General features: G+C 68.4%; 20 protein-coding genes. 4 read left to right on the top strand and 16 right to left on the bottom strand.

All coding sequences use genetic code 11. The features are described 5' to 3' along the window. Positions 1-130: 130 nt before the first annotated feature. Entirely contained in the window at positions 131-1,114 is a 984-nt protein-coding gene (locus tag Y958_RS30570) for a zinc-dependent alcohol dehydrogenase family protein (RefSeq protein ID WP_088875659.1), read from the top strand. A gap of 3 nt (positions 1,115-1,117) precedes the next feature. Here Y958_RS30570 and Y958_RS30565 read toward each other — a convergent pair whose 3' ends face one another. The 11 genes from Y958_RS30565 to Y958_RS30515 all read right to left on the bottom strand — a co-directional run bounded on the left by Y958_RS30565 (position 1,118) and on the right by Y958_RS30515 (position 16,828). Next, a complete protein-coding gene (locus tag Y958_RS30565; RefSeq protein WP_088875658.1) occupies positions 1,118-2,245 on the bottom strand; it encodes an ABC transporter permease in 1,128 nt (375 codons plus the stop codon). Between the two features lie 4 nt (positions 2,246-2,249). Further along, positions 2,250-4,964, bottom strand: a complete 2,715-nt coding sequence (rbbA, locus tag Y958_RS30560) for a ribosome-associated ATPase/putative transporter RbbA (RefSeq protein ID WP_088875657.1) — start codon at positions 4,962-4,964, stop codon at positions 2,250-2,252. After that, on the bottom strand, positions 4,961-5,956 hold the full coding sequence (locus Y958_RS30555; protein ID WP_088875656.1) for an HlyD family secretion protein: 996 nt from the start codon (positions 5,954-5,956) through the stop codon (positions 4,961-4,963). Before Y958_RS30555 ends, rbbA begins: the two co-directional genes overlap by 4 nt. 15 nt (positions 5,957-5,971) lie before the next feature. Next, on the bottom strand, positions 5,972-7,573 hold the full coding sequence (locus Y958_RS30550) for an MBL fold metallo-hydrolase (protein ID WP_244909721.1): 1,602 nt from the start codon (positions 7,571-7,573) through the stop codon (positions 5,972-5,974). Between the two features lie 32 nt (positions 7,574-7,605). Beyond that, positions 7,606-8,445 (bottom strand): LOG family protein, encoded by an 840-nt coding sequence (locus Y958_RS30545; RefSeq protein ID WP_088875806.1) that lies wholly within the window; start codon positions 8,443-8,445, stop codon positions 7,606-7,608. A 146-nt stretch (positions 8,446-8,591) separates the two neighbouring features. After that, positions 8,592-9,629 carry a zinc-dependent alcohol dehydrogenase family protein gene (locus tag Y958_RS30540; protein ID WP_040845067.1) on the bottom strand — a complete coding sequence of 346 codons (1,038 nt, stop codon included), beginning with the start codon at positions 9,627-9,629 and terminating at the stop codon, positions 8,592-8,594. Positions 9,630-9,713: 84 nt separating this feature from the next. Further along, the gene (locus Y958_RS30535; protein ID WP_088875655.1) at positions 9,714-10,547 is read right to left on the bottom strand and encodes a universal stress protein; all 834 of its coding nucleotides are present in this window, start codon (positions 10,545-10,547) and stop codon (positions 9,714-9,716) included. A gap of 200 nt (positions 10,548-10,747) precedes the next feature. Next, entirely contained in the window at positions 10,748-11,308 is a 561-nt protein-coding gene (locus Y958_RS30530; protein ID WP_186291642.1) for an Hsp20/alpha crystallin family protein, read from the bottom strand. Positions 11,309-11,420: 112 nt separating this feature from the next. After that, positions 11,421-12,269 (bottom strand): universal stress protein, encoded by an 849-nt coding sequence (locus tag Y958_RS30525; RefSeq protein WP_088875653.1) that lies wholly within the window; start codon positions 12,267-12,269, stop codon positions 11,421-11,423. Between the two features lie 189 nt (positions 12,270-12,458). Then, complete coding sequence (locus Y958_RS30520; RefSeq protein WP_211098820.1) at positions 12,459-15,935, bottom strand: glycosyl hydrolase 2 galactose-binding domain-containing protein; 3,477 nt, start codon at positions 15,933-15,935, stop codon at positions 12,459-12,461. A gap of 272 nt (positions 15,936-16,207) precedes the next feature. Continuing rightward, on the bottom strand, positions 16,208-16,828 hold the full coding sequence (locus Y958_RS30515; protein ID WP_088875651.1) for a TetR/AcrR family transcriptional regulator: 621 nt from the start codon (positions 16,826-16,828) through the stop codon (positions 16,208-16,210). Between the two features lie 98 nt (positions 16,829-16,926). Here Y958_RS30515 and Y958_RS30510 point away from each other — a divergent pair, with 98 nt between their 5' ends. Further along, the gene (locus tag Y958_RS30510) at positions 16,927-17,958 is read left to right on the top strand and encodes an aldo/keto reductase (RefSeq protein ID WP_088875650.1); all 1,032 of its coding nucleotides are present in this window, start codon (positions 16,927-16,929) and stop codon (positions 17,956-17,958) included. Positions 17,959-18,009: 51 nt separating this feature from the next. Here Y958_RS30510 and Y958_RS30505 read toward each other — a convergent pair whose 3' ends face one another. Next, positions 18,010-18,297 carry a VOC family protein gene (locus Y958_RS30505; RefSeq protein WP_244909720.1) on the bottom strand — a complete coding sequence of 96 codons (288 nt, stop codon included), beginning with the start codon at positions 18,295-18,297 and terminating at the stop codon, positions 18,010-18,012. A 206-nt stretch (positions 18,298-18,503) separates the two neighbouring features. On the opposite strand from Y958_RS30505, the gene Y958_RS30500 reads away from it, so the two are divergent. After that, a complete protein-coding gene (locus tag Y958_RS30500) occupies positions 18,504-18,770 on the top strand; it encodes a helix-turn-helix domain-containing protein (protein ID WP_244909719.1) in 267 nt (88 codons plus the stop codon). A 27-nt stretch (positions 18,771-18,797) separates the two neighbouring features. On the opposite strand, the gene Y958_RS30495 is transcribed toward Y958_RS30500, so the two are convergent. Further along, positions 18,798-20,207 (bottom strand): amidase, encoded by a 1,410-nt coding sequence (locus tag Y958_RS30495; protein WP_088875647.1) that lies wholly within the window; start codon positions 20,205-20,207, stop codon positions 18,798-18,800. A gap of 101 nt (positions 20,208-20,308) precedes the next feature. On the opposite strand from Y958_RS30495, the gene Y958_RS30490 reads away from it, so the two are divergent. Then, positions 20,309-20,872, top strand: coding sequence for a TetR/AcrR family transcriptional regulator (locus Y958_RS30490; RefSeq protein ID WP_088875646.1), 564 nt, complete (start codon positions 20,309-20,311; stop codon positions 20,870-20,872). Positions 20,873-20,879: 7 nt separating this feature from the next. Here the strand turns inward: Y958_RS30490 and Y958_RS30485 are convergent, their stop codons facing one another. The 3 genes from Y958_RS30485 to Y958_RS30475 form a co-directional block, all read right to left on the bottom strand. After that, complete coding sequence (locus tag Y958_RS30485; protein ID WP_186291641.1) at positions 20,880-22,400, bottom strand: carboxylesterase/lipase family protein; 1,521 nt, start codon at positions 22,398-22,400, stop codon at positions 20,880-20,882. A gap of 100 nt (positions 22,401-22,500) precedes the next feature. Next, positions 22,501-23,721 carry an ROK family transcriptional regulator gene (locus tag Y958_RS30480; protein ID WP_088875644.1) on the bottom strand — a complete coding sequence of 407 codons (1,221 nt, stop codon included), beginning with the start codon at positions 23,719-23,721 and terminating at the stop codon, positions 22,501-22,503. Positions 23,722-23,858: 137 nt separating this feature from the next. After that, positions 23,859-24,938, bottom strand: a complete 1,080-nt coding sequence (locus Y958_RS30475) for a zinc-binding metallopeptidase family protein (RefSeq protein ID WP_088875643.1) — start codon at positions 24,936-24,938, stop codon at positions 23,859-23,861. Between the last annotated feature and the right edge of the window lie 81 nt (positions 24,939-25,019).

The following is a 25,019-nucleotide window of genomic DNA, read 5'->3' as shown; positions in this document are numbered from 1 at the left end:
GCCCGGGCCTCCTTGTGATGTGTCAAGACAGCGGCGATTCCGGCCCGGATTGCGGCCGATCAATGCGGGGAGCCGGGAATTGGCGTCCATTAGGGATCGGCCGGGGAGCCGTCCAGACGGAGGAATCGTCATGCGTGCCATGGTGTGGGAAGGGACGGGGGCGCTGAAGGAACGGGACTTGCCCGATCCGGAACCGGGGCCTGGCGAAGTCCGCCTCGTCGTTCGGGCCTGCGGTGTCTGCCGCACCGACCTTCACCTGATTGATGGCGACCTGCCGCCGGGCGGCCTGCCCCGCATTCCAGGCCATGAGATCGTGGGCATCGTCGACCGGCTCGGTCCGGGGGTCGTCGACCTCAGCCTGGGCCAGCGCGTGGGCGTGGGCTGGCTCGGCCACAGTTGCCAGCGCTGCCCTTATTGCCTGGCGGGTCATGAGAACCTCTGCGACCAGCCCGCCTTCACCGGCTATACCCGCGACGGTGGCTTCGCCACGCTGGCCGTGGCGGAGGCGCGCTACGTCTATCCTTTGGATGGCATCGACCTGGCCGACGCCATGGTGGCTCCGCTGCTGTGCGCGGGTCTCATTGGCTGGCGGTCGCTGGTGATGGCCGGCCCGCATCGCAAGCTGGGCATTTACGGCTTCGGGGCTGCCGGCCATATCATCCTGCAGGTGGCCCGCTGGCAGGGCGCCGAGGTGTTCGTCTTCACCCGGCCCGGCGACCTGGCCGCGCAAGAGTTCGCCCTGACCCTGGGCGCCGTTTGGGCCGGCTCGTCGGAGGAGCCGCCGCCCGAGCCCCTGGACGCGGCAATCCTCTACGCCCCGGTGGGCGCGCTGGTGCCGGCGGCGCTGGCGGCGGTGCGCAAGGGCGGGCGGGTGGTCTGCGCCGGCATCCACATGAGCGACATCCCCGCCTTTCCCTACAGCCTGCTGTGGGGAGAACGCCAGTTGGTCTCTGTCGCCAATCTGACGCGGGCCGATGCGCTGGATTTCCTGCGCGTCGTGCCGCTGGCGGGCATCCGGCCGGCGGTGACGTCCTATCCGTTGTCCCAGGCCAACCGCGCGATCCAGGATCTGCGGGCCGGGCGGGTGCGCGGGGCGGCGGTCTTGGTGCCCTGACGGTCAGCGCGCCGCCGCCAGGTGACGGCGGAAGCGCCACAGGCTGAGGCAGAAGAACAAGGCGCCCATGCCCGCGACGGCGGCGAAGTGGCGCCAGACCAGGGTGATGTCCGCCCCCCGGTACAGGATGGCCTGGGCGAAGGCCACGAACTGGGTGGCGGGGGAGAATTGCATGATCCGCTGCAGCCAGATGGGCATGCTCTCCAGCGGCGTGTTGCCGCCTGACAGCAGGTTCAGGGGCAGGACGATCAGGATGAACAGCAGGCCCAGCTGCGGCATGGACCGCGCGACCGTGGCCAGGAAGATGCCCAGGGCGGTGGTGAAGAACAGATAGACGGCGGTGCCGGCCATGAACAGCGGCAGGGACCCGGCCAGGTGGATGCCCAGGGCCCAGCGGATGATCAGCGCCAGGGAAAGCGCCGTCATGCCCAGCACCACCAGGCCGTTGGCCAGCACCTTGGCCCCCATGATCTCCAACGGGCGCACGGGCATGACCAGCAGATGCTCCAGCGTGCCGTGCTCCCGCTCCCGGATGACGGCGGCGCCGGTCAGCAGGACCGACAGCATGGTGACGTTGAACAGGATGGCCATCAGGCCGGTGAAGCGCGTCGTTTCCAGCGTCTGGTTGAAGGCGAAGCGCAGCTGGGCGCTGACCGCGTCGGGGACGATGGTGGTCTTGTCGCGCGCCAGGAAGCGTGTGACCTCGTCGCTCAGCACCGACTGGATCTGGGCGGCCCCGATGCCGGCCTGCATCATGGCGGTGGCATCCACCAGGATCTGCAGCTCCGCCCCGCGGCCGGCCAGCAGGTCGGCCTGGAAGTCCGGCGGCACGTCCAGCACGAAGGTGTAGCGCGCGTCGGCCATGGCGCGGTCGACCTCGCCCTTGCCGATGAGGGCGGGGGCCTGGAAGTCCGGTGCGCGGAAGGCGGAACGGAACCGCAGCGCCAGGGGCGACTGGTCTTCGTCCACGATGGCGATGGAGGCGTTGCGCAGCTCGTGGCTGATGCCCGTGGCCTGCAGGTAGATCATGCCGGTGAAGGCGTAGAGCACAAAGAACAGCATGAAGCGGTCGCGCAGCAGGCCGGCCAGTTCCTTGCGCGCCAGGGTCAGCAGATTGCGGATGGCCGCCATGGGCTCAGGCCTCTTGCTTGCGCAGCAGCACGGTTGCCGCCAGCACCAGCGCCGGGAAGAAGGCAAACAACGACAGGATGAAGGGCGTCAGCTCCGCCAGCGACAGCCCCTTGGTGAAGGCGCCCACCACCGTCTTCACGAAGTATGTCGTGGGAAAGATGGCGCCGAGCAGATGGGGCATGCCCGACAGGGTGGAGACGGGCTGCATCATGCCGGAGAACTGGATGGCCGGCAGCATGGTGACGATGGCGGTGCCGAAGACGGCGGCGGTCTGCGTGCTGACGAAGCAGGAGACCAGCAGGCCCAGCGCGGTGGTGGCCATGACGTAGGCCAGCGCCCCCAGGCTGAGGCCCAACAGGCTGCCCTTCAGGGGCACGTGGAAGATGACCAGCGCCATCATGACCATGATGGCGTAGTTGAAGAAGGCGATGGCGATGTAGGGCAACTGCTTGCCCAACAGGAATTCCAGGCGCGACACCGGTGTGACGTAGAGGTTGGTGATGGACCCCAGCTCCTTCTCCCGCACCACGCCCAGGGCCGTCAGGATGGACGGGATGAAGACCAGCAGCAGGCCGATGACGCAGGGCACCATGGCGTCGGCGGAACGGAAGGCCTGATTGTAGCGGAAGCGCGGAATGAGGTTCAGTCCGGGCGCTTCGTCGACACCGGCCTCCGTCGCCAGATCCTGCTGCAGGCGGACGAACAGGCCGGCGACATAGCCCTGGATGGTTTCCGCCCGGAAGGGCATGGCGCCGTCGATGCGGACGGCGATCTCCGCCGGGGTGCCCTTTTTCACGTCGCGGCCGAAGTCCGGCGGGATATCGACCACCAGGGCGACGTCATTGGCCTGCAGGCGTTTCAGAGCCTGTGCCGCGTCGGCGGCGGGCGGCGTGCCCTGGAAATAGCGGGAACTGGAGAACGCCTCCACCACCGTGCGCGACAGGGGGCTGTGGTCGCGGTCCAGCACGGTATAGCGCAGGTTCTCGACATCGAAGTTGATGCCGAAGCCGAAGACCAGCATCAGCATCAGGGTGCCCAGCAGGGCGACGGTCAGGCGGACGGGGTCGCGGCGCAGCTCCAACCCCTCGCGCAGGGCGTAGGCCGACAGCCGCCGCAGGGAAAAGGCGCCGGCGTCCGCCAAGGCGTTCGGCGTCGGCGATGCCGCTGCCGGGCCGGGTGCCGGCGCCTCATCCGGGGCGCTCTCCCGCATGTAGGCGACGAAGGCGTCGTCCAAACTGGTGGCGTCCTTGGCCTGGCGCAGATCGTCCGGCGCGCCCACCGCCAGCACGCGGCCGGCCTGCATGAAGGCGACGCGGTCGCAGCGCGCGGCCTCGTTCATGTAGTGAGTGGAGACGAAGATGGTGACGCCCTGATCGCGCGACAGGATGGTCAGCTGCCGCCAGAAGGCGTCGCGGGCCACCGGGTCGACGCCCGAGGTGGGTTCGTCCAGGATCAGGACTTCGGGCTTGTGCAGCACCGACACAGCCAGTGACAGGCGCTGGCGCACGCCCAGCGGCAGGCTGTCCGCCAGGGCCGTCAGGTAGGGGGCCAGGCCGAAGTCCGCCACCACCTCGGCGATGCGCGCCTGCGCCGCGCCGCCGGTGAGGCCGAACAGGGTGGCGTGCAGATCCAGATTCTGCGCCACCGACAGGTCACCGTAGAGCGAGAAGGACTGGGCCATGTAGCCCACCCGGCGGCGGGTCGCCAGGTCGCCGGGATCGACCGGCTGGCCGAACAGCAGGGGCGTGCCGGCGCTGGCCGGCAGCAGGCCGGTCAGCATCTTCATGGTGGTGGTCTTCCCGCAGCCGTTGGACCCCAGAAAGCCGAAGATCTCCCCCTTGGGAATGGCGAAGCTGACCCGGTCCACGGCGACGAAATCACCGAAACGGCAGGTCAGCTCCCGCGCCTCGATGGCGATGGGCCGGCCGGCCGGCAGGGTGGTGGTGGCCGCGGCTTCGTCCGGCCCCCGCCGGTCCGGCGGCAGCAGGGCAACGAAGGCCGCTTCCAGGGTGGCCGTGCCGGTGCGGCTCATGAGCTCGACCGGCGTGCCGTCGGCCAGGATGCGGCCGCCATCCATCATCACCGCCCGGTCGAAGCGCTGGGCTTCATCCATGTAGGAGGTGGCGACCAACAGGGTCATGCCCGGCCGCTCCGCCCGTATGCCGTCGATCAGATCCCAGAACTGCCGGCGGGACAGCGGGTCGACGCCGGTGGTGGGCTCATCCAGGATCAGCAGGTCGGGATCATGGATCAGGGCGCAGCACAGCCCCAGCTTCTGGCGCATGCCGCCCGACAGCTTGCCCGCCGGCCGGTCGGGGAAGGGGGCGAGGCCGGTGGCGGCCAGCAGGCGGTCGATGCGCTGGCGGCGTTCTCCCGGGCCCTGCCCGAACAGCTTGCCGAAGAACTCCAGGTTTTCCCGCACCGACAGGTCGGGATAGAGGTTGCGGCCCAGCCCCTGGGGCATGAAGGCGACGCGGGGCTGCAGGCGCCGGCGGTCCCGCCCGCGCGCCATGTCCCCGCCCAAGACCTCCAAGCCGCCCCGCTGCAGCCGCTTGGCGCCGGCGATCAGGCCCAGCAGGGTGGACTTGCCCACGCCATCCGGGCCGATCAGGGCCAGGGTACCGCCGGGCGGCACCGCCAGGGTCACGGCATCCAGCGCCGGGATGCGGCCATACTGGTGGCTGATGCCCGTAGCGCGGATGGCGGGGGGCGGTGTCATTGCGCCGCCGTTGTGGTCAGGCGTGACTGCAGCCAGGCGGGCCAGGCGACCGTCGCGTCCAGGCGGACATAGGCCGTGCCGCTGACACCCGTCTTCACCTGCTCGATATGGCTGGTCACCAGGGCCTGCGGCACCCGGGCCTTCAGGCGGAACATCATGCGGTCGCGCTCCGCCCGGGTTTCCACCTGCTTGGGCGTGAACTGGGCCTTGGGCGCCACAAAGCTGACCTTGGCCGGGATGGCCAGGCCGGGCAGGGCATCCAGCAGCAGGCGCACGTCGGCGCCCAGCGCCACGCGGTTGGCATAGTCGGTGGGCAGGAAGAAGGTCATGTAGACGTCGGACAGGTCCAGCAGGGTGGCGACCTTGCCGCCGGCGCCCAGCATCTCCCCCGGTTGCGCCAGCTTGTACAGGATGCGGCCGGTCACCGGTGCCTTGAGGATGCCGTCGTCCGCCAGGTCACGCAGCCGGTCGGCATCGGCCTCCGCCGCGCGGATCGCCTCCTCGGCGGCGCTCAGTCCGCTCTTGGCCGATCGCAGGGCGGCCGAGGCGCTCTTCAGCTGATTGCGGTTGGTGTCCACCCGCTGCTGCGAAACGTTGCCTCGGGAAAACAATTCGTTGGCCCGGTTCATCTCCTTGGTGGCGAACTCCAGGTCGCTTTGCCGCTGCACCACCAGGCTGGCGGCCTGGTCACGGGTTTTCTGCGCCTGCGCCAGGGCGGCGGTGGCGGCGCGGTACTGGGCCTGGACGTCCCGCACGTCCAGTCGCGCCAGCACGGTGCCGGCCTGCACCAGCTGCCCCTCCTCGAATTCTATGGTCAGGACGCGGGCCGCGTACTTGGCGGCGATGTCCACCTCCTGCGCCTCGATGCGGCCGTCGGCGGAGACGAAGCCCGCCGGCAGCACGTTGCCGCGCGTGCGCAGCCACAGCAGATAGCCGCCGCCGCCGGCGCCGGCCAGCAGGATCAACACCAGCAGGAACTTGAGGAAACGCATGGGGCCGGTGCTCCTTCAGGGGGTGGCCGGGGGCGCCGGGTTGGGGGCCTGGGGTTTCAACAGCGCGGCGATGCGGTCCAGCAGGGCCAGGCGCTGCGCGTCGCTGTCGGCATGACGCAGCGTTTCCGCCAGGTCGAGGATCGTCGCGGCATAGATGTTGTGCCAATCCTGTTCGGGCACGGTGGCCAGACGCGGCTGGTCGGCCGGCTTCCGCTCCGCATGGCCGGGCCGCAGGACGATGGTTTCATCCAGTTCAGGCTGATGGACCGGGACGGACAGGCCCCGGGTGGCCAGCGCGTCGGCCAGGGCCTGCCGCGGCGTGGTCTCCCCGTGCATCAGGGCGATGCCGTTGCGGATGGGACCGCGCGCCGCCAGCCATGCCAATAAGGCCGCCTGGTCAGCGTGGCCGGAGTAGCTGTCCAGGGTGCGAATGCGGGCGTGCACCTCCACCTCTTCGCCATGGATGCGGACGTGGCTGGTCCCCTGGGTCAGGATGCGGCCCAGCGTGCCCGGCGCCTGATAGCCGACGAACAGGACCGTGGCGTTGCGTTGCCACAGATGATTCTTCAGGTGATGGCGGATGCGGCCCGCGTCGCACATGCCGCTGGCCGCCATGATGATGGCGCCGCCGCCCAGACGGTTCAGGCGCTTGCTGTTCTCCACCGCCGTGATGGGGTGGAAATAGGGCCGGTCGAAGGGATCGGCCACGGCGGCGTGGTTGATGTCCGGCAGGTGCTGGCGGAAGACTTCCGTCACGTTCACCGCCAGCGGGCTGTCCAGGAAAATGTCCGTGCGCGGCAGGGCCCCGTCGTCCATCAGCCGGGCCAGGTCGTACAGCAGCTCCTGCGTCCGCTCCACCGCGAACACGGGGATCAGCAGAACGCCGCCCGCCTTCAGCGCCGCGGCCACCTCCTCGCCCAATTGGCGCCGCCGTTCCTCATTGTCCATGGGCGGGCGCAGCGTGCCGCCGTAGGTCGATTCACAAAACACCCAGTCCACGCCCGACGGGCCCTCGGGCAGGCCGTGGAAGGGTTTGTCGCCCGGGCCCAGGTCGCCGGAGAACAGCAGTGTCTGTTCCCCGCCGTCGCCCGCCACCTTGACCTCAACCGAGGCCGAGCCCAGCAGGTGCCCCGCATCCCAGAAGCGGATCCGCACGCCGGGCATGACGTCGATCCAGACGCCGTATTCGCCTGGTTCCAGCTGGTCCAGGCAGGCCTCCGCGTCCTTGCGGGTGTAGATGGGCTGCACCTCCGCCCGACCGCGCTGGCGGTTGCGGTGGTTCAGGTGCTGAACCTCGCTTTCCTGGATGAAGCCGCTGTCGGGCAGCATGAAGGTCAAAAGGTCCCGCGTGCCTCCGGTGCAGTGGATGCGGCCTTTGAAACCCTGGCGGCACAGCTTGGGCACCAGGCCGCTGTGATCGATGTGGGCGTGGGTCAGCACCAGCGTCGCCGGCTCGCGGGGGTCGAAGGGGAAGTCGCGGTAGTTTAGCTCCTTGACCGTCTTGGGACCCTGGAACAGGCCGCAGTCGATCAGCAGCGCCCCGCCATCGTGGCGGATCAGGGTGCAGGACCCGGTGACGGTGCCGGCGGCGCCGTGGAAGGTGACGGTGGGGATCATGGGGACAGGCCTTTGAATGGTCAGGCGTAGGGTCAGGCTTCGGAAGGGGGTGCGGCGGGGGCCGTCGGCACCTTCAGGCCGTGGGCCCGCAGGGCGCGCCATACGCCCACGGCGTCGTCGGCGAAGCTGAACAGTTCCAAGTCGGCCGGGGAGATCATGCCGGTCTTGGCCAGCACGTCGAAATTCACCACCCGTTTCCAGTAGGCCCTGTCCATCAGCACCACGGGAATGGCCGGGGACTTGCCCGCCTGGCGCAGGGTCAGGATCTCGAACATCTCGTCCAAGGTGCCAAAGCCGCCGGGGAAGATGACCAGACCCGCCGCCCGCATGGCGAAGTGCAGCTTGCGCATGGCGAAGTAATGGAACTGGAAGGTCAGTTCCGGCGTGGTGTAGGGGTTGGGTTCCTGCTCATGCGGCAGGGCGATGTTGAAGCCGATGCTGGGCGCGCCCGCTTCCCACGCGCCGCGGTTGACCGCCGCCATCAGGCCGCCGCCGCCGCCGGTGGCGATGACGTTGTCGCGATAGCCGCCGGGAATGCCGTCCAGCGCCCCGCCCTGTTGTGAGGCGAGCCGGCCGAAGGCCAACGCCTCGCCATACCACCGGTGGGAATTGGGGAACTCCGCGGCGCGCGCCACCTCCTCCGCCGTCGCCGGCGGCCCATCCGGGTCGCGAACCCGCGCGCTGCCGAAGGCGACCAGGGTGGAGCGCACGCCCCAGGCCCTCAGCCGCTCCTCGGCCTTCTCATACTCCAGCATCAGGCGGGCCCCCCGCATGCTGTCGCTCAGCAGGAAGCTCTGATCCAGCGCCGGCAGGCGATAGGCGGGGGACGCCAGTTGCGCCCGGTTGTCGGGCCTTGAAGCATCGCGCGACATGATGGGAAGCGTCCTTGTCATGACCGCCGGATGGGCGGCCGGACCCCGTCCGGCCGCCCATCCGTTCATGACCCAACCATTCACCATCCCGGCTGTTGGCAAAATGATCCACCTCAATCTCCGATCGCGTCGCGGCGGGCGTGGGATCAAGGGCTGATGACCACCTTCAGGGCGTGGCTGTCGGCGGCATGGCCGAAGGTGTCATAGGCGGACAGGATGCCGTCCAACGTGAACCGGTGGGTGATCAGCACCGACGGGTCCAGTTTCCGCGACTGCACGGTCTTCAGCAGCATGGGCGTGCTGACCGTATCCACCAGCCGCGTGGTGATGGCGATGTTCTGTGCCCACAGCCGGTCCAGGTGCAGATCGGCCTTGTGTCCGTGCACGCCCACGTTGGCGATGATTCCGCCGGGCGCCACCAGATCCTGGCACAACTCGAACGTGGCCGGGATGCCCACCGCCTCGATCACCGTGTCGGCGCCCATGCCGCCGGTCCAGGCCTTGACTGCCTCCGGCACGTTGGTTTGCGCGCTGTTCAGGGTGCGGGTGGCGCCGAAACGGCGCGCGACCTCCAGCCGGTTGTCGTCGATGTCGATCATGATGATCTCGGCCGGGGAATAGAACTGGGCCGTCAGTAACGCGGCCAAGCCGATGGGGCCCGAGCCCACGATGGCCACGGTGGCGCCCGGCGCCACCTTGCCGTTCAGCACCCCGCATTCGAAGCCGGTGGGCAGGATGTCGCTCAGCATGGCCAGCGCCTCCTCATCCGCCCCGTCGGGGATGGGATAGAGGCTGGTGGCGGCGTGGGGGATGCGCACGTATTCCGCCTGGGTACCATCAATGGTGTTGCCCAGGATCCAGCCGCCGGTGCGGCAGTGGGAATACATGCCGCGACGGCAGTAGTCGCAAGTGCCGCAGGCGGTAATGCAGGAAATCAGCACGCGGTCGCCTGGCCTGAACGTCGTGACGCCCGGGCCAACCGCATCGATCACGCCCACGCCCTCATGGCCCAGGATGCGGCCCGGCGCGCAGGTGGGCACGTCGCCCTTCAGGATGTGCAGGTCGGTGCCGCAGATGGTCGTCTTGGTGATGCGGACGATGGCGTCGCCGGGGTCCTTGATCTCCGGCTTGGGCCGCTGCTCCAGCGCCTTGCGGCCGGGGCCTTGGTAGACAAGCGCCTTCATGACGGTTTTCCCTTATCTCAGGTTAGTGACGTCTCAGGTTGATGGCGTCTCAGATTGATGGGACCGGTCAGCGGGGCGCCGGCGTCAGTGCGCCAGCAGCGCCGGGACCGGGGTCTTGGTCAGGATGTCCCGGGTCACGCCGCCCAGCGCCCATTCCCGTAGGCGGGAATGGCCATAGGCTCCCGCCACGATCAGGCCGGCGCCCGAAAGCTCGGCCTCGTTGAACAGCCCCGCGGCGATGTTGTCCCATTTGCCCAGCCGCCGGATCTCGGCGGCCACGCCGTGCCGTTCCAGATAGCGGGCCAGGTTGCGGTCACCCGGCGCGTCCTTGGGCCCGCCGTTGTCGATCGTGGCGATGATCACCTGGCTGGCGCGGCGCAGGAAGGGCATGGCCTGGGCCACGGCGTTGGCCGCCTCGCGGCTATCCTTCCACGCGACCAGCACGGTGTCGAACGGCCGCAGGCGCAACGGATCCTCTTCCGGGATGACGAACACGCCGCGGCCCGATCCGAACAGCGCCGCCTCCACCACATCGCTGGCGCGATTGGGTTCGGCGATACGATAGGGTGTGCGCACCACCAGCAGATCCGCCGTGCGGGCCTGGGTGGCGACCAGCCCCTGGACATTCGCCGCTCGGCAATCGATGCGATGCAGATCGTGGGGGCCGGCCAGTTTCCCCAGGCGCTCTTCCAGTGCGTGTTCCACCAGCCGGCACTGGGTCTTGGCGTCGTCCAGATGCTGGGACAGCAGGCTGCGGCTGACGGCGTAATGCGATATGCTCTCCGGCGGCTCGGGCAGGATGTTGATGTACAGGCCCTGGACATGGGCCTGATACACGATCGCCAGATGGTCGGCATGCAGGATGCGGCTTTCGTCGTCATCGCCGCCATCCAAGTGAACCAGAATTTCCTTGATCATCGCGCCGGCCCTCCTTCGGTGAAGCGGCCTGTCCATGGGGGCATGGAGGCGGTCGCCAGCTCTGGAACACAGCTTGCCGCAGGCGGGCTGGCGGGACCTTGACTTGGCTCAACGGATCACGGGCTGAAGGCGCGATCCCGAAACATCCAGGCCCAGGTCCCCTCCAGCTTGGCCGTCACATACCGCCGCCGCCTCTCGCCCTAATGGGCGATCGGAATCGTCCGCTCCTGCTTGGCGCCGGTGCCGGCCTTGGGCAGCGTCACGGTCAGGATGCCCTTGTCGAAGGCGGCGGAGATTTTCTCCACATCCGTGTCGCTGGGCACATGGAAGGACCGGCGGAAGCTGCCGTAGCGACGCTCGGTCAGGTGCACGTCCCCCCGCTTCTCATCGACGCTGATGGTCTTCTCGCCCTTCAACGTCAGGACGTTGTCCGCCAGGGACACGCTGATGTCCTTGGTTTCGATCCCCGGCAATTCCGCGGTGATCTGGTAGTCCGCCTCCCGCTCGGTGATGTCGACGGCGGGAATGGTCATGCCGAACGCGCCCTCAAAATGGCGCACGGGGTCGGCGTCCGGCGACCGCCACAGGGCGGGCACGTTGAGCAGCGAGCGCGAGAAGCGGCCGAAGGCGCTGTCCAGCTCGTCACGAAACGAGTTCCAGAAGTGGAAGGGCGAAGCGGTGGGGGCGGCATTGGTGTTGACCGGAACGGATTGCGGCGCCGTGGCTTTGGCCGGTTCAGTCGGGGTGGTTGCTTCAGGCATGGCATGTCTCCTTTCACGGGGGTGAACAGGGAAGGGCGGTCGCGCGACCGCCGATCCCGCGCCCGGCCGCTTGCCGGCGCTGGGAACGGGCTTCATGGCCGCGTCTTTCGCGTCAGTGGGCCAGCAGGGCCGGAAGGGGCGTTTTCGTCAGGATGTCCCGGGTGACGCCTCCCAGGACCCATTCCCGCAGGCGGGAATGGCCATAAGCGCCGGCCACGAGCAAACCGGCGTCCAGACGTTTGGCCTCATTGAAAAGGGCCTCGGAAACGGTGTTCCATTCCCGCAGGTGGCGCAGTTCGACGGTCACACCGTGGCGGTCCAGGTACCGGGCCACATCGGCGCCGGGTTCCGTGCCGCCGGCCTCTGCCGGCTTGTCGCCCTCCACCATGGCGACCACCACCTGGGTCGCCTTTTTCAGGAAAGGCATGGCCTGGGCCACGGCGTTCGCCGCCTCTTTGCTGTCGGTCCAGGCGACAAGGACGGTGTCCAGGGGCCGGAGCCGGGCCGGCTCTTCCTCCGGGACGACGAACACGCCACGCCCGGATCCGAACAGGGCGGCTTCCACGAATTCGGGCGCCCGGCCCGGCAGGGCGAAGCCAGGCTGATAGGGCGTGCGCACCACCGTCAGGTCGGCCGTGCGCGCCTGGCTGGCCACGACGCGATCCACGCCTTCCAGCAGGATATCGAACCGGCGAAGGTCATAGGGAACGCTCAGCTTGTCGAGCCGAAGGCGGATGGCTTTCTCCGTCCTGTCCGCCTGGGCTTTGAGCTCGCTCATCTGTTCGGATGCCACGCCGCGGCTGACGGCGTACTGCGGCAGCGTCAGGACGATCTCGGGCAGGCTTTCACAGTAAAGCCCCCGGATGTGGGCCCTGTGCGCGGTCGCCAGATGCTCGGCATGCAGCAACCGGTATTCGTCGTCGGAACTTCCGTCCAGATGAACCAGTATTTCCGTGATCATGACACCCGCCCTCGTCACAGGGGAGCGGCCTGTCCGTGCCGTGGCACGATGCCGGGTCGCCAGCTCTGGTCGCAGTCTGTCATGCGGGGCCGGCGCCGCATTGACCCAGGTCAAGGGGGCTGGCGCCGGAGGGGATACGCACAACAGGCGCCCCCATTCCCAAATAGGAACGGGGACGACCCGCAGGCGTCAGGGCACGGTGACAGCCGCCGTGGCCGGCTGGGTGTTCCAACCGCGTAAGCCCACCTTGGGCTGACCCTGGGCCAGGGCGGCGGGGTAGGCGATGGTGACCTCGCGCCGGTCGCCTGGCAGGAGGGAGACGTAGTTGTCGCTGGCATAGGCCGGCAGCAGGCGGCTGCCGTCGGCGTTCTGCAGGGTCAGCTTGTTCATCAGGGACGCGGCGGTGCCGGTGTTGGTCAAGGTCACGTGCACCTTGACCTCATCACCTGCCCGTTCCGTGCGCGTGGCCAGGGTCACGGGCTGCGGCGCCAGGTCGTTCAGGCGACGGGTGGCGGCCTCGTCAGTCCCACGCCAGTAGACGTTCTGCGACAGCGTGCCGGTGGCGTCCGACAGCTCCAGTTCCACCAGAACCAGGCCATTGGCCTGGATGGCGCCGGCCAGGTCCAGCTTCCGCGCAGGCGTGGCGGCGTCGGCCGGGGCATCGACCTTCTGCGTCTGGTCGCTGATGACCTGACCCGCCACGGTCAGCACGCGGGACCGGATGGTCAGGCCCTTCTTAGCCTCACGGGTATTGTTGACCACGCTGATCCCGTCGTCCGGCGCGTTCAGCTGCACGTGCAGGGGCTCCGCCGCCTTCTGCACGCCGTAGAAGGCGCCATGGGTGTCGTAGTCGTGGCTCATGATCTGCCAGTTGGTGCTGGGCCAGGCCGGCTGGGTCATCCACAGCAGGCGGCCGCTGTTCACCGTCCACAGGCCGGCATTCATGCCCTCGAAGATGGCCCTGTGGCTTTCATAGTTCATCAGCTGGGCCTTGCGCTCGAAGTCGGCCAGGCTGGTGGCCGCCCCCAGCTTGCGGTCCATGGCGGCCATGAAGCCGTGGGTGTCGCCGTTCCCGGTCTGGTGCCAGTCGTGATAGGCCCAGGTGTCGCTGACCGGCCAGCGGTCGGCGGCGGGCACGGCGGCCTCGAACGCCTCCAGCGTGGGGAAGCTGGGCGTGCCCACCTCCACCGCGAAGCCGCGGGACAGCTTTGTGAAGTACTGCGACGGGTCGCGATAGTCGTAGGGGCCGCTGTCCTGCAGATTCACGCGATTGGAGCTACCGCTGTAATAGCGGGTGCCGTCCAGGGTGGCGATCAGGCTTTCCAGCCCTTCGTTCAGCACCGGCTGCGGCACGCCCTCGTTACGGCCGAACCACAGCACGATGGACGGGTGGTTGCGATAGCGGCGGATGACGTCGGCGGCGTTGTCCAGGAACAGGGGCACGTCCTGGGCTTCGATGTTGTAGTCCTGGGTGCTTTCCCAGAAATCATTCAGCACCATCAGGCCATATTCGTCGGCCAGGTCGAAGAACACGTCCTCGGTATTCTGGCCCACCCAGTTGCGGATGATGTTGACGTGGGCCTCGCGGTGCAGGCGGAAGAACGGCTCCAGCCGGTCGCGTGACACGCGCTTGCGCCAGTCGTCGGTGCCCCAGCTGCCGCCGCGCGCCGGCACGCGCACGCCGTTGACCTTCAGGATCAGGTAGGGGGCCAGGCTGGCATCCTCCAGCGGTTTCACCGCCGGGGATTTCTCCGCCCCCGGAACCAAGGAGGAAACCCAGCCGCCGGCGATCTTGTGGATGCCGGTGTGGCTGCCGTCGACCACGCGCTCGCCCCGCTGGAAGGCGGCCGTGGGGTCCACCTCCACCCGGCGCAGGTGGCCACCGCTGTCCATCAGCGACAGCTCATAGCTGACCTCGCGAATGCCGAAGCGGGTGTGCTTTTCATCCGACTTCATATTCCCCTGGGCCCCACCGACGGCGGCCGTCAGGGTCAGGTTGTGCAGGGCGGGATCGCCCAGGCCGTTGGGCCACCACAGCGTGGGGTTCTTGACCCTCAGCTGTGGGAATTCAGCGGGCGTGAGGGTGACGCTGCCGGCACCCGGCGCCAGGGTCACGGTCTTGGCGACGGTTACGTCGTCGAAGGCGGCGCGGATCTCGGCCTGCACCGGCTGGCCGGTCAGGTTTTCCACCGGCACGGTGATGGTGATGTCCGCCTTGCTGGTATCAGGCAGGGGCAGCTTGGTCACCACCTGGCTGTCGCCGATGCGCACCGCGCCGGTGGCGGTCAGGGTCACGTCCTGCCACAGGCCGGTGTTGCGGTCGCGGACGGCGGGGATCCAGTCCCAGCCCTCGCTGGCGATGAAGGTGGGGCCGTCCAGCGCCTGCATGCCGCCGTTCTCGCCCACGCCGGCCGCGATCGACTGCTCATGCGGCAGGCCGGGATGGGGCGGCGGGGTGATCTTGACCGCCAGCACGTTCTTCTGGCCCGGGCGCAGAGGACCGGTGACGTCGAACTGCCCCCGGATGAAGGCGCCGCGCACGCTGCCCAGCCGTTCGCCGTTCAGCCACACCTCGGCGGCGTAGTTGATGCCCTTGAAGGTCAGCAGCGGATGGCGGCCCTGCAGGTCGGCGGGGGCGTCGAACTCCGTCCGGTACCAGTAATCCTGCCTGTTCAGGCTTTCCGGGATGGCCAGGTTGTCCAGGCCGTAATCCGGGTCGGGGTAGACGCCGCGGTCGACCAGGGTGGTCAGCACCGTGCCGGGCACCGTCGCCACATACCAGGACGCGGTGTCGAACCCCGGCTGGGAGATGCGGGCGCCGTCGCCCTGCACCTTGGGTGCCTCCGCCAGGCGCCAGCCGCCCACGGTCCAATTGTCGGCGCCATCGGGCTTCAACGCCGGGCCGGTGGGAAGAGGTTTCGCCACGGGCTTGGAAAACGGGGCGGTGCTCTTGGGCAGGGTCCACGGATCCTGCGGCGTTACCTGGCCCATCATCTGCCTGACTTGCACCGGCCAGGTCGGGCTGGCGGCCTCGAAATTGATCAGGTCGGCGGCGGGCTTGCCCTGGGCGGCGGCCTTGGCCTCCGCCGGGCCCAGCGCTTGGGGGGCGACGGTGAAACCGACGATGCGGCCGGCGAAGGCGCCACCCAGGCGCGGCGCCAGGCCCACCACCGGGGTGACAGTGATCTCTGCGGGGGTGCCGTGCGCCACCTCGGCGCCATCCAGATACAGGCGGGCGGTCTTGCCGTCGAAACTGGCCAGGGCGTGGTGCCACGTGCCGGCCTTCACGGCCGACCCGCCGCTGATGGTTTCACCGGAACCGGTGCGCAAGGCGAGGCGGTCGTCCTTCAGCGCCAGGTAACGGCCTTGGGCCGGGTCGCCCACGCCGGCCAGCAGCACGATGCCGCCGGCCACCTCATCGGCCTGGAACCAGGTGGACAGGGTCCAGGGGCCGGTGGCGGGCAGGGTCACGCCGCGCAGGGGCTTGGTCAGTCCATCACCGCCGGCCAGGAAGGCGGCATTGAAGGGGCCATAGACACCGTCGCTGGCCATCGGAGCCGCCATCGCGTCCAAGGGAGCCGTCCAGGCGGCCGACAGCATCAGGGCGGTCCACAGCAGGCCCCGGCCCGTCTTTTGGGCGCGACTATGGTTTTTGGACATCCGCATCTTAAGGCCTCCCTCCCAGGTCGACCCCGCCGGGCCGGACCATTATTCTTTGGTCACGGACGTTGGACGCCAAGCGGCGTCCTATCCGGTCCTGCCTGTTCAAGGGCGGCCAGAGCGAAGGCCTATCGCCAAACAGGAGAATTCAGTTTAATAAAACAAATTAGTTAAATAAAAAAGAGGGAAGGAAGCGGGGCCATGGCGTTTATCCTTCCTAGTATCGCTCCCGCGTCTCGCTGGAGGAAATGGCCGGTCGGCTGGGAACCTGAGGCGGATCAGGCGCCTGGGGAGGGGCCGGCGCCGTAGCGCAGGCCGTCCAGCAGCAGATCCACCATGCGCCGCCCATGCTCCGGCCCCAACTCCTGCGACGGGGCGGCCAGCACGGCGACGGCCCGCAGAAGATCGGTGGCGGCGAAGCCGGCGCGGACCACGCCCGCCGCCGCCGCTGCGTCCAACAGGGACTGTAGCGCCGGCACCAGGCGCCTCTGGAAATAGCTGGGCAGGACCTCATAGGCGGGGTCGCCGGAATGCAGGGCGGCGGCCAGCCCGCGCTTGGCGGCGATGAAATCCAGGTACCGGCGCATCCAGCGGCTCAGCGCCTCACCCGGGTCATGAGCCGCCGCCAGGGCGGGGGCGGCGTCGGCGCAGGCGTCCACCTCCTGCCGGAAGACGGCGATGATCAGGTCCGACCGCTGGGGGAAGTGGCGGTAGACGGTGCCGATGCCCACGCCGGCCTTCTCCGCGATTTCCCGCACCGGGGCGTCGACGCCGGATGTGGCGAACGCCGCCATGGCCGCCCGCAGCAGGGCGTCCAGATTGCGCTGCGCGTCCGCGCGCACCCGCCGCGGCTTGCCGTCATCTTCAGGACGGATCTCTCCCGCCGTGTCGCCCACCATATCCTCGCTTGAAAAACGGAACAGCGTTCCGTATATGTGAACGGAACGCTGTTCCGCTTGTTATAGCATCCATCGACACGAGAGAGAAGGAGAGGGCGATGCAGTATCGCACCCTGGGCCGCACCGGCATGAAGGTCAGCCCCTATTGCCTGGGCGCCATGATGTTCGGCGCCATGGCCAACCCCGACCATGACGAGGCTACCCGCATCATCCACAAGGCGTTGGATGCCGGGATCAACTTCATCGACACGGCCGACTTCTATAGCCGGGGCGAGTCCGAGGAGATCGTGGGCAAGGCCCTGAAGGGCCGGCGCGACCATGTGGTGCTGACCACCAAGGCTCATCTGCCCATGGGTGAGGATCCCAACCAGCAAGGCAATTCCCGCCGCTGGATCACCCGCGCGCTGGAGGATTCGCTGCGCCGGCTGGGGACCGACCACGTCGACCTCTACCTCATCCACCGGCCCGCCCCCGACACGGATATCGAGGAGACGCTGTCCGTCCTGACCGACCTGATGCGCGCGGGCAAGGTGCGGGCCATCGGCACCTCCACCTTCCCGGCGTCGGACATCGTGGAGGCGCAATGGGTGGCGGAGCGGCGGGGCCTGGCCCGTTTCCGCGCCGAACAGCCGCCCTATTCCATCCTGAACCGCGGCATCGAGCGTGAGGTGCTGCCGGTGTGCGAGCGGTACGGCATGGGCGCCATGGTGTGGAGCCCGCTGGCCATGGGCATGCTGACCGGCCGCTACCGCAAGGGCCAGGCCATGCCCGACAGCCTGCGCGCCCGCCGTTTCCCCAAGCAGATGGCGGATGAGCGCCGGCTGGACGCGGTGGAGCAGCTGATGGGCGTGGCGGAGGAGGCGGGCCTGTCCCTGACCCACCTGGCCATGGCCTTCGCCATTGCGCACCGGGGCGTGACCGCCGCCATCCTGGGGCCGCGTACCCCGGAGCAGTTCGACGACCTGCTGGCCGGGGCCGAGGTGTCGCTGTCGGACGAGATGCTGGACCGCATCGACGCCATCGTGCCACCCGGCACCGACCTGGGCGCGCTGACCGCGATGTATGACCCGCCGGCCATTCAGAAGGCGGACCTGCGCCGCCGCCCGGCTGCCGAGCGCGCGGCGGCCTAAGCGAAGCGGTGGCGCCCGCTTCCTACCGGCCGAACGGGACGCCCGCCGGGTTCACCGGCTGGACAGCACGAAAGTGTTGCCGTCCGGATCCTGGAAGCGGGCGTAACTGCCCCAGGGCTGCTTCTCGATGCCGGAAACGAAGACCACGCCCCGCTCGCTGAGCTTGGCAAAGGTGTACTCCAGGTCATCGCAGTGAAAGCTGCCGTTGAAGAACGTGCCTACCCTGTCTTCTTGGCCTGGCGGGGTGAACAGCACCACGCCGGTCTGGGCGCCGGGGATGGTCAACTCGATCCAGCGCTGATTGCCCATGGGCTGGTCGGTTGCGACCTTGAAACCCATTTTTTCCGTCCAGAATGCCAGCGCTTGGTCCTGGTCTCTGGTGGGAATGCCGACGAATTTGAGGTGCCTGATCATACCCGCTGTCTCCCAGTTTTCTTGGGTTGTCCACGACTAGCATGGGATCCTTGACGGTCGGTAGATAAGCAATCATTGCTATAGCAATGATTGCCAAGGCAGAAATCGACCGCTACGTCTTGGATACGCTGATGCGTGACCTAGTGGGGCACGATCACCGCCCGTCCGCCTACCTGGTCTATCTGGCGCTGGTGGCGGACGCGGTGAACGGCCGCACCATGCTGAGCCATGCCGAACTGGCGGAGCGTACCGGTTTGTCCAAGCGCGCGGTGCAGGATGCCCTGCGTCATCTGGCGGGGCGCGACTTGGTGGCCATCACCCGCACCCGCCGGACGGAGCCGGCGGTGGTGGAGCCCCGTTTCCCCTGGCGCGGCCGCCGCGGCACCTCCGCCGGTTAGAGGCGTCGATGCCGCGGCGCGTGGTGGTTAGAGGTTCGGGTGAAGGCCACGCACGGGGCTCACCCCCTCCAGTAGTGACGCCAGATGCAGGATGGTCGATTCCGCCATCCAGCTGGACACCAGCTGTACGCTGATGGGCAGGCCGTCCCGGCTGGTGCCGAAGCGCAAGGACAGGCCGGGCAAGCCGGTCACGTTCAACGGTGAGGTGGCGGCCATGACGTTCAGCGCGCTCACCGTCTGGCCGTTGATCGTGACCTCCGTGGCGCCGTGGCCGTGGGCCGGAAGCGGCAGCACCGGGCACAACAGGGCATCATAACGGCTGAAATAGTCGGCGAAGCCGTCCTTCAACCGCTCCGCCGCCTGTTCCGCCTCGATAAAGTCCGACATGGATGTCTCAGGCGCCGCCAGCATGCCCCGGGCGATGTGGAACAGGTTCTCCGCTGGCTGGCCGGCAGTGGCCTCCACGAAGGCCGGCTTCATCTCCATGATGTGCAGGCGCATGAACACGTCCAGGGCGAAGTCGCGTTCCAGCGCCGGGATGCGCACCGGCTCCACGACGCAGCCGCTGCCTTTCAGCGCTTCGGCCGCCGCCTGCACGGTCGCAGCCACCTCTGCGTCAATGGGCCCGAAACCCGGCTCCACCAGCCAGCCCACCCGCAGCGGCCGGATGGAGGCTGCGCCGATGCCGGTGTCGACGGGGCCCGTGATGCTCGAAAAGGCGTCGGCGCCGTCCGCGCCGGCCAGCAGCGAATAGGCCAGGGCGACATCACGCACGCTGCGCGCCATTGGGCCCACATGCCAGAAACGGCGCGGCGCCCGGGGCCAGATGCCTGTCATGGGTACGCGGCCATGGGTGGCCTTGAGGCCGATGATGCCGGTCTGCGCCGCCGGCCCCCGGACGGAGATAGCGAGGTCGGTGCCCAGGCCCAGGGGTGACATACCGGCGGCGATGGCGGCGGACTCACCACCGCTGGACCCGCCGGGGGTTCGGTCCAGGTTCCAGGGGTTGTTGGACCGGCCGGTCAGCAGGTTGTCGGATTCGATCGAGTACGAAAACTCCGGCAGGTTGGTCTTGGCCAGCAGGATGCCCCCGGCGGCCTTCAGCCGCGCGACGCTGACGGCGTCGGTGTCCGGCACGCGGCCTTTGAAAATGGGCGACCCGCGCTGGGTCGCGACGCCGGCGGTGTCGATGGAATCCTTGGCGGTGAAGGGCACGCCGTGCAGCGGGCCCAGCTCCTCCCCTTTCATCACCGCCGCCTCCGCCGCCTTGGCGGCGTCCAGCGCCCCGGCGGCCACGGTGACGATGGCGTTGACCTTGGGGTCCACGGCGGCGATGCGGTCCAGGTGCGCCTGCACCACCTCCACCGGTGAAAGCTCACGGCTGCGGATCAGCTGGGCCAGCGTGGTGGCATCGGAAAACAGGATGTCGGATGTCATGTCGATATGTCCTACCTAACGTTTGGTAGGTCAATGGATAGGGCTTTCCTTTTTGGGCGTCAAGGCCTATCTAACGGTTGTTAGGTTAACGGGGCGAAAGAATGAGCACGAACTCCAAGGAAGCGATCCTGGCCGCGGCCCGGCAGATCGCGCAGGCGCACGGCTATAGCGGCCTGAATTTCCGGGACTTGGCGGCGGCGGTGGGCATCAAGGCGGCCAGCATCTATCACCACTTCCCCAGCAAGGCTGACCTGGCCGCCGCGGTGGCCAAGCGCTATTGGGAGGATACGGCGGTGGAGCTGGAGGCCATGGCGGACCAGGTGCCGAATGCCGCCGCCGCCCTGCGGCGGTATCCGCAGGCTTTCCGCCGTGCGCTGGAAAACGACAACCGCCTCTGCCTGTGCAGCTTCATGTCCGCAGAAGTCGATGACCTGCCGGACATCGTCAAGGCGGAGGTGCGGGCCTTCGCCGACGTCAACGTCGCCTGGCTGGCCAAGGGGCTGGTGGCTGCCGGCATCGTGGCGCCTGATAAGGCAGAGGCGCGGGCGCGCGCCATCTTCGCTGCTATTTCGGGCGCGCAGCTGATGGCGCGCAGCCGCGCGGACATCACCCTGTACGACACCTTGGTCGACAGCTACCGCGCGGCGGGTCTGCTGCCGGCGTGATCCGCGCCTACGGTGTGGGCGGGCGCAGGCCGCACAGGGAACCGCGCAGGCCTGTCATGGCCTGCGGCCCGGCATCGGTGAAGGCTAGGTAAGCGCCCGTGGCGTCGTAGGCGGGCCAGTGGGCCAGGCCTTGGCCGTTGGGGTCGCCGTTGCGCGCGAAGTTGACCCAATAGCGTTGCAGGGTGGGTGTGTCGTCGTCAGGGATGCCGGCGGGCCGCCCGTCGAAGACGAAGGGTAGGTCGCTGCCGTGGGTGACGGCGCCCTGTGCCGGGCTGCGGTCGAAATGATAGACCCAGGTGGGATGTCCGCCGGCGGCGTGCACCGCCGCCACATGCAGGGTGGGACAGCGGAAGGTCAGGTCATCGGCCAGCTGCGTCGCCACGTCACCCAGGCGCGTGTCCGGTGCGGGCAGGGCGGTGCCTTTGATGCCGTAAAAGGCCAGCGCTTTCGCCGCGTTGGGGCCGAAGGCCTGGCGGATGGTGGGCACCACGGCATCCGGTCCGCCGTAGAGCGTCAGTTCGCGGGCGTTGTTGCCGATCATCAGCGGCACGGGTGCGGCGCTGGCCAGCAGGTCCTCCGGCGCCTGGGGCAGGATCCAGCCGTCGATGACGGCCTGCAGCCATATGAAGCTGTCATCAGCGATGGTGACGGGCTTCAGCCTGTCCGTGGCCGCCAGGATGTCCGCCCCGGACAGGGTGCGCAACTGCGCCAGGCTTTTCACCCCCGCCTTATCCAGAAGCTGTTGGCCCAGGGCCTCATTCTCGTCCAGGGTGCGGGGCGCGACGCCGAAGCCGGCGGTGCCGCTCTGTCCGATGGCCTTGGCGAACAGGCCGCGGGCATCGGGCGCCAGCATCAGCTGTCCCACATCCTGGCCGCCGGCAGATTCACCGAAGATGGTGATGTTGCCGGGATCGCCACCGAAGATGCCGATGTTCTGGCGGATCCAGGCCAACGCCGCCATCTGGTCCATCAGGCCATAATTGCCCGAGGCGTGGTGCGGGGACTCCGCCGTCAGCTCGGGTAAGGACAGGAAGCCGAAGGTGCCCAGCCGGTACTGGATGGCCACCAGCACCACACCTTGATCCGCGAGGCTGGACAGCACCGTGCCGTCGGCCGCCCCGGCCCGGTTGGCGCCGCCATGGATCCAAACCATCACGGGCAGGGCGGCGCGTGGCAGCAGGGCCGGGGTGCGGATGTCCAGGTACAGGCAATCCTCCTGGCTGCGCGTGGCCAGGGCGTCGTTCCAGCCATAGCCGCGTTGCAGACAGGGCGGCGAGGGATGGGTGGCGTCGCGCACCCCGGCCCAGCTCAGGGGCTGTGGCGGCTGCCAGCGCAGCGGGCCCACGGGCGGCTGGGCGAAGGGGATGCCCCGGAACAGGGCGCCGCCCCTGCCATCACCCGTGCCGCGCAGGGCGCCGCTGCTGGTGATGACCTCTACCACGGGTGGCGGCGCCGCGGCGTCAGCCGGCACCGTGCCACCCAGCAATAGGGCCAGCGCCAAAAGCGTCTGGATTATCCGTTGGATCACCGGGCCGCCCTCCCCAGGCGCTTGTGGTTGCGGCCCAATTAAAGGAAGTTGTTTTACTTAATCAAGCACAGCTTTCTGTCCGACAGGACAGAGGGCGGCCTCAATTGTCCGCTGTCTTCATCAGGGCGGCGCGGCTGGGCAGCAAGCGGTCGGTGAAGGGCAGCATACCGGCACCCACGGCGGGCGCGTCCGCGGCCATGGCGGCGCGCAGCACGGGTGCCACCTGGGGGATGTCCCGCAATTCGCCCAGGCGATGGTTCAGGGCAGCGGCCAGCTTGTCCACCAGCGGGGCGGGCAGGCGCCCGCCCAGGAAAATGGCCTCGGGATTGACCAGACAGTTCGTGGCCACCAGCGGGTCGGTCATCAGGTCGGCCGCCAGCTCTATCCACTCTTCCACCACCGCTTCAGCCGGGGTGCCGGCCAGCCGGCACAGCTGTTCGGGCTCGTCCACGGTGTAGCCGGCGGCGGCCAGGCGGTCGTACAAAGCGGACAGGGACACTGCTTCCTGCAGGGTGCGGGCGGTGGTGCGGTCCGACCGCACGGGCAGGAAGCCGATCTCTCCGCTGCGGCCCCGCGCGCCGCGGAACTGGCTGCCGTCCACGACGATGCCGCCGCCCAGGCCACCGCTGATCAGGATGTAGAAGAAGCTGCGATGGCGCAGGCCGTGGCCGAACTGCAACTCCCCCAGCGCGGCGGCGGTGGCGTCGTTTTCCACGAACACGGGCAGGGGCAGCACGTCGGCGAACAGGCGGGCCACGTCCACGTCGCGCCAGGCGGCATAGGCCTGGGGCCAACGCGCCAGGCTGACGCGGCCGATATCGTCGGGCATGGCGACGCCGATGCCGATGAAGCGCGACAGGGGCAGGCGCGTGGCCGTCAGGATGGCGGAGATTTCCGTCCGGAAGAACTGGGCCACCACCTCCGGCGGGGCCAGGTCGATCTCCCGCGAGGCGCGCGCCCGCACCGTGCCCAGCAGGTCCAGTACCACCAGGGTGATGTGGTCGCGGTCGATGGTGACGCCGATGGAAAAGCAGCCGTCCGGGTTCATCTCCAGCAGGATGGCGGGCTGTCCCCGGCCGCCGTGCTGGCGCCCGGCCTCCACGATCAGCCCCTCGGCCAGCAGTCGCTTGGTGATGTTGGCGATGGCCGGCAGCGTCAGGCCCGTCAGTTCCACCAGTTCGGCGCGGGTGATCTGGCCGCTGACGCGGATGGCCTGCAGGGTGACGCGCTGGTTATGGTCGCTGGCCCGCTCCAGGTTGGTGCCGGACAGGCTGGCGGCAATGGCGTGGAGGGCGTCAACGTGACCGTGGCCGTCGAGCATGGCCTGTTGCCTGTCCTGGTGATGACATCGCTGTCGGATTACACCCCAGTCTGGCCTGTGACAATCGGCAAGTCACAAGAAAAGTCGCATCTGTCCTGGCAAGACAGATGCGGTGCCGGAACGATGGCCGGAAACCCTCACGCCGCCGCCTTGGCCGTTCGGTCGGTGCCCACCAGGTCGTGGATGAAACCCAGCTTGGCGATGACGGCCGGGGTCAGGATGAAGGGATAGAAGTCCGCCTGTCCCATGCTGCGGTTGATGCTGTTGACGGCGAAGGCGATGGGCAGCCAAGCCTCCACGATGTCAGCGATGGTGCCGTGGCGATAGGGATTGAAGTCGACCTTGGCAGACAGGTCGCCGGTACGGTCCACGGTGGGGCGCACCCGCATGCCAAAGGCATGGGCCGTTTCCAACGTGTCGATGATGTGCAGGTAGTGCGCCCAGGTCTCCGCGAAATCCTCCCACGGGTGGCTGGTGGCATAGGCGCTGATGAAATTCTGCTGCCAGTCGGCCGGGGCACCCTGGTCGTAGTGGCGTTGCAGGGCGGCGCCGTAATTCTGCCGGTCGTCACCGAACAGGGCGCGGCAGGCTTCCAGCCGGTTTTCGTCGCGCACCAGCCGGTCCCAGTAGTAATGACCGATCTCATGCCGGAAATGGCCCAGCAGGGTGCGGTAGGGCTCATGCAATTGGGTGCGGCGCGTCTCCCGCTCTGCATCGTCGGCCTCCTTTAAGGCCAATGTTATCAGGCCGTTGTCATGTCCGGTCATGATCGCGCCTTCGGACGTCCCCTGGGGCGGGTCCTCCAGGAAGTCGAAGGCCAAGCCGCCCTCCGGGTCGTCCGTCCGGTTGGCCAGGGGCAGGCCCAGCTTGATCAGGGTGTAGAACAGGCGGTGCTTGGCCAGCTCGATCTTGCGCCATTGGGCCAGCGCCGTGGAACAGGACACGTCGGGGATGGTGCGGTTGTGGCGACAGGCGACGCACAAGGTTTCCTCCGATCCCGCCGGCAGCAGCCAATTGCAGGCATCCAACTCCGCGTTGGCGCAAAACTTGTAGAGCTGCTCGGGCGCGCCCAAGGCGTGCCAGGCGTCCCCTGCCGCCTCGACCGCATGCATTTTGTCATCATCGGGCAGATAGCCCAGCCGGTGGCCGCAGCGTTCGCAGACGCGATTCTCGAAATACAGCATCTGGCCGCAAGACTGGCAGTTGAACAGCTTCACGCTCGGATCTCCCCCGCTGATGGCCCCGCTGATGGCGCGCCTTAAACCGTGCCCCGCCGCCCAAGGTTCCCGGAACCTGCA

The sequence above is a fragment of the Nitrospirillum viridazoti CBAmc genome (assembly GCF_000730165.1).
GTDB classification, from domain to species: Bacteria; Pseudomonadota; Alphaproteobacteria; order Azospirillales; family Azospirillaceae; genus Nitrospirillum; species Nitrospirillum viridazoti.
The sequence above is the reverse complement of the archived record's forward strand: the minus strand, read 5'-3'. Positions and strand labels throughout refer to the sequence as shown.

Bases quoted from the DNA above. Each gene is read 5' to 3' on its own strand.
- Y958_RS30570 (WP_088875659.1), top strand. From the start codon at position 131: ATGCGTGCCATGGTGTGGGAAGGGACGGGGGCGCTGAAGGAACGGGAC.
- Y958_RS30565 (WP_088875658.1), bottom strand. From the start codon at position 2,245: ATGGCGGCCATCCGCAATCTGCTGACCCTGGCGCGCAAGGAACTGGCC.
- rbbA (WP_088875657.1), bottom strand. From the start codon at position 4,964: ATGACACCGCCCCCCGCCATCCGCGCTACGGGCATCAGCCACCAGTAT.
- Y958_RS30555 (WP_088875656.1), bottom strand. From the start codon at position 5,956: ATGCGTTTCCTCAAGTTCCTGCTGGTGTTGATCCTGCTGGCCGGCGCC.
- Y958_RS30550 (WP_244909721.1), bottom strand. From the start codon at position 7,573: ATGATCCCCACCGTCACCTTCCACGGCGCCGCCGGCACCGTCACCGGG.
- Y958_RS30545 (WP_088875806.1), bottom strand. From the start codon at position 8,445: ATGTCGCGCGATGCTTCAAGGCCCGACAACCGGGCGCAACTGGCGTCC.
- Y958_RS30540 (WP_040845067.1), bottom strand. From the start codon at position 9,629: ATGAAGGCGCTTGTCTACCAAGGCCCCGGCCGCAAGGCGCTGGAGCAG.
- Y958_RS30535 (WP_088875655.1), bottom strand. From the start codon at position 10,547: ATGATCAAGGAAATTCTGGTTCACTTGGATGGCGGCGATGACGACGAA.
- Y958_RS30530 (WP_186291642.1), bottom strand. From the start codon at position 11,308: ATGCCTGAAGCAACCACCCCGACTGAACCGGCCAAAGCCACGGCGCCG.
- Y958_RS30525 (WP_088875653.1), bottom strand. From the start codon at position 12,269: ATGATCACGGAAATACTGGTTCATCTGGACGGAAGTTCCGACGACGAA.
- Y958_RS30520 (WP_211098820.1), bottom strand. From the start codon at position 15,935: ATGCGGATGTCCAAAAACCATAGTCGCGCCCAAAAGACGGGCCGGGGC.
- Y958_RS30515 (WP_088875651.1), bottom strand. From the start codon at position 16,828: ATGGTGGGCGACACGGCGGGAGAGATCCGTCCTGAAGATGACGGCAAG.
- Y958_RS30510 (WP_088875650.1), top strand. From the start codon at position 16,927: ATGCAGTATCGCACCCTGGGCCGCACCGGCATGAAGGTCAGCCCCTAT.
- Y958_RS30505 (WP_244909720.1), bottom strand. From the start codon at position 18,297: ATGGGTTTCAAGGTCGCAACCGACCAGCCCATGGGCAATCAGCGCTGG.
- Y958_RS30500 (WP_244909719.1), top strand. From the start codon at position 18,504: ATGCGTGACCTAGTGGGGCACGATCACCGCCCGTCCGCCTACCTGGTC.
- Y958_RS30495 (WP_088875647.1), bottom strand. From the start codon at position 20,207: ATGACATCCGACATCCTGTTTTCCGATGCCACCACGCTGGCCCAGCTG.
- Y958_RS30490 (WP_088875646.1), top strand. From the start codon at position 20,309: ATGAGCACGAACTCCAAGGAAGCGATCCTGGCCGCGGCCCGGCAGATC.
- Y958_RS30480 (WP_088875644.1), bottom strand. From the start codon at position 23,721: ATGCTCGACGGCCACGGTCACGTTGACGCCCTCCACGCCATTGCCGCC.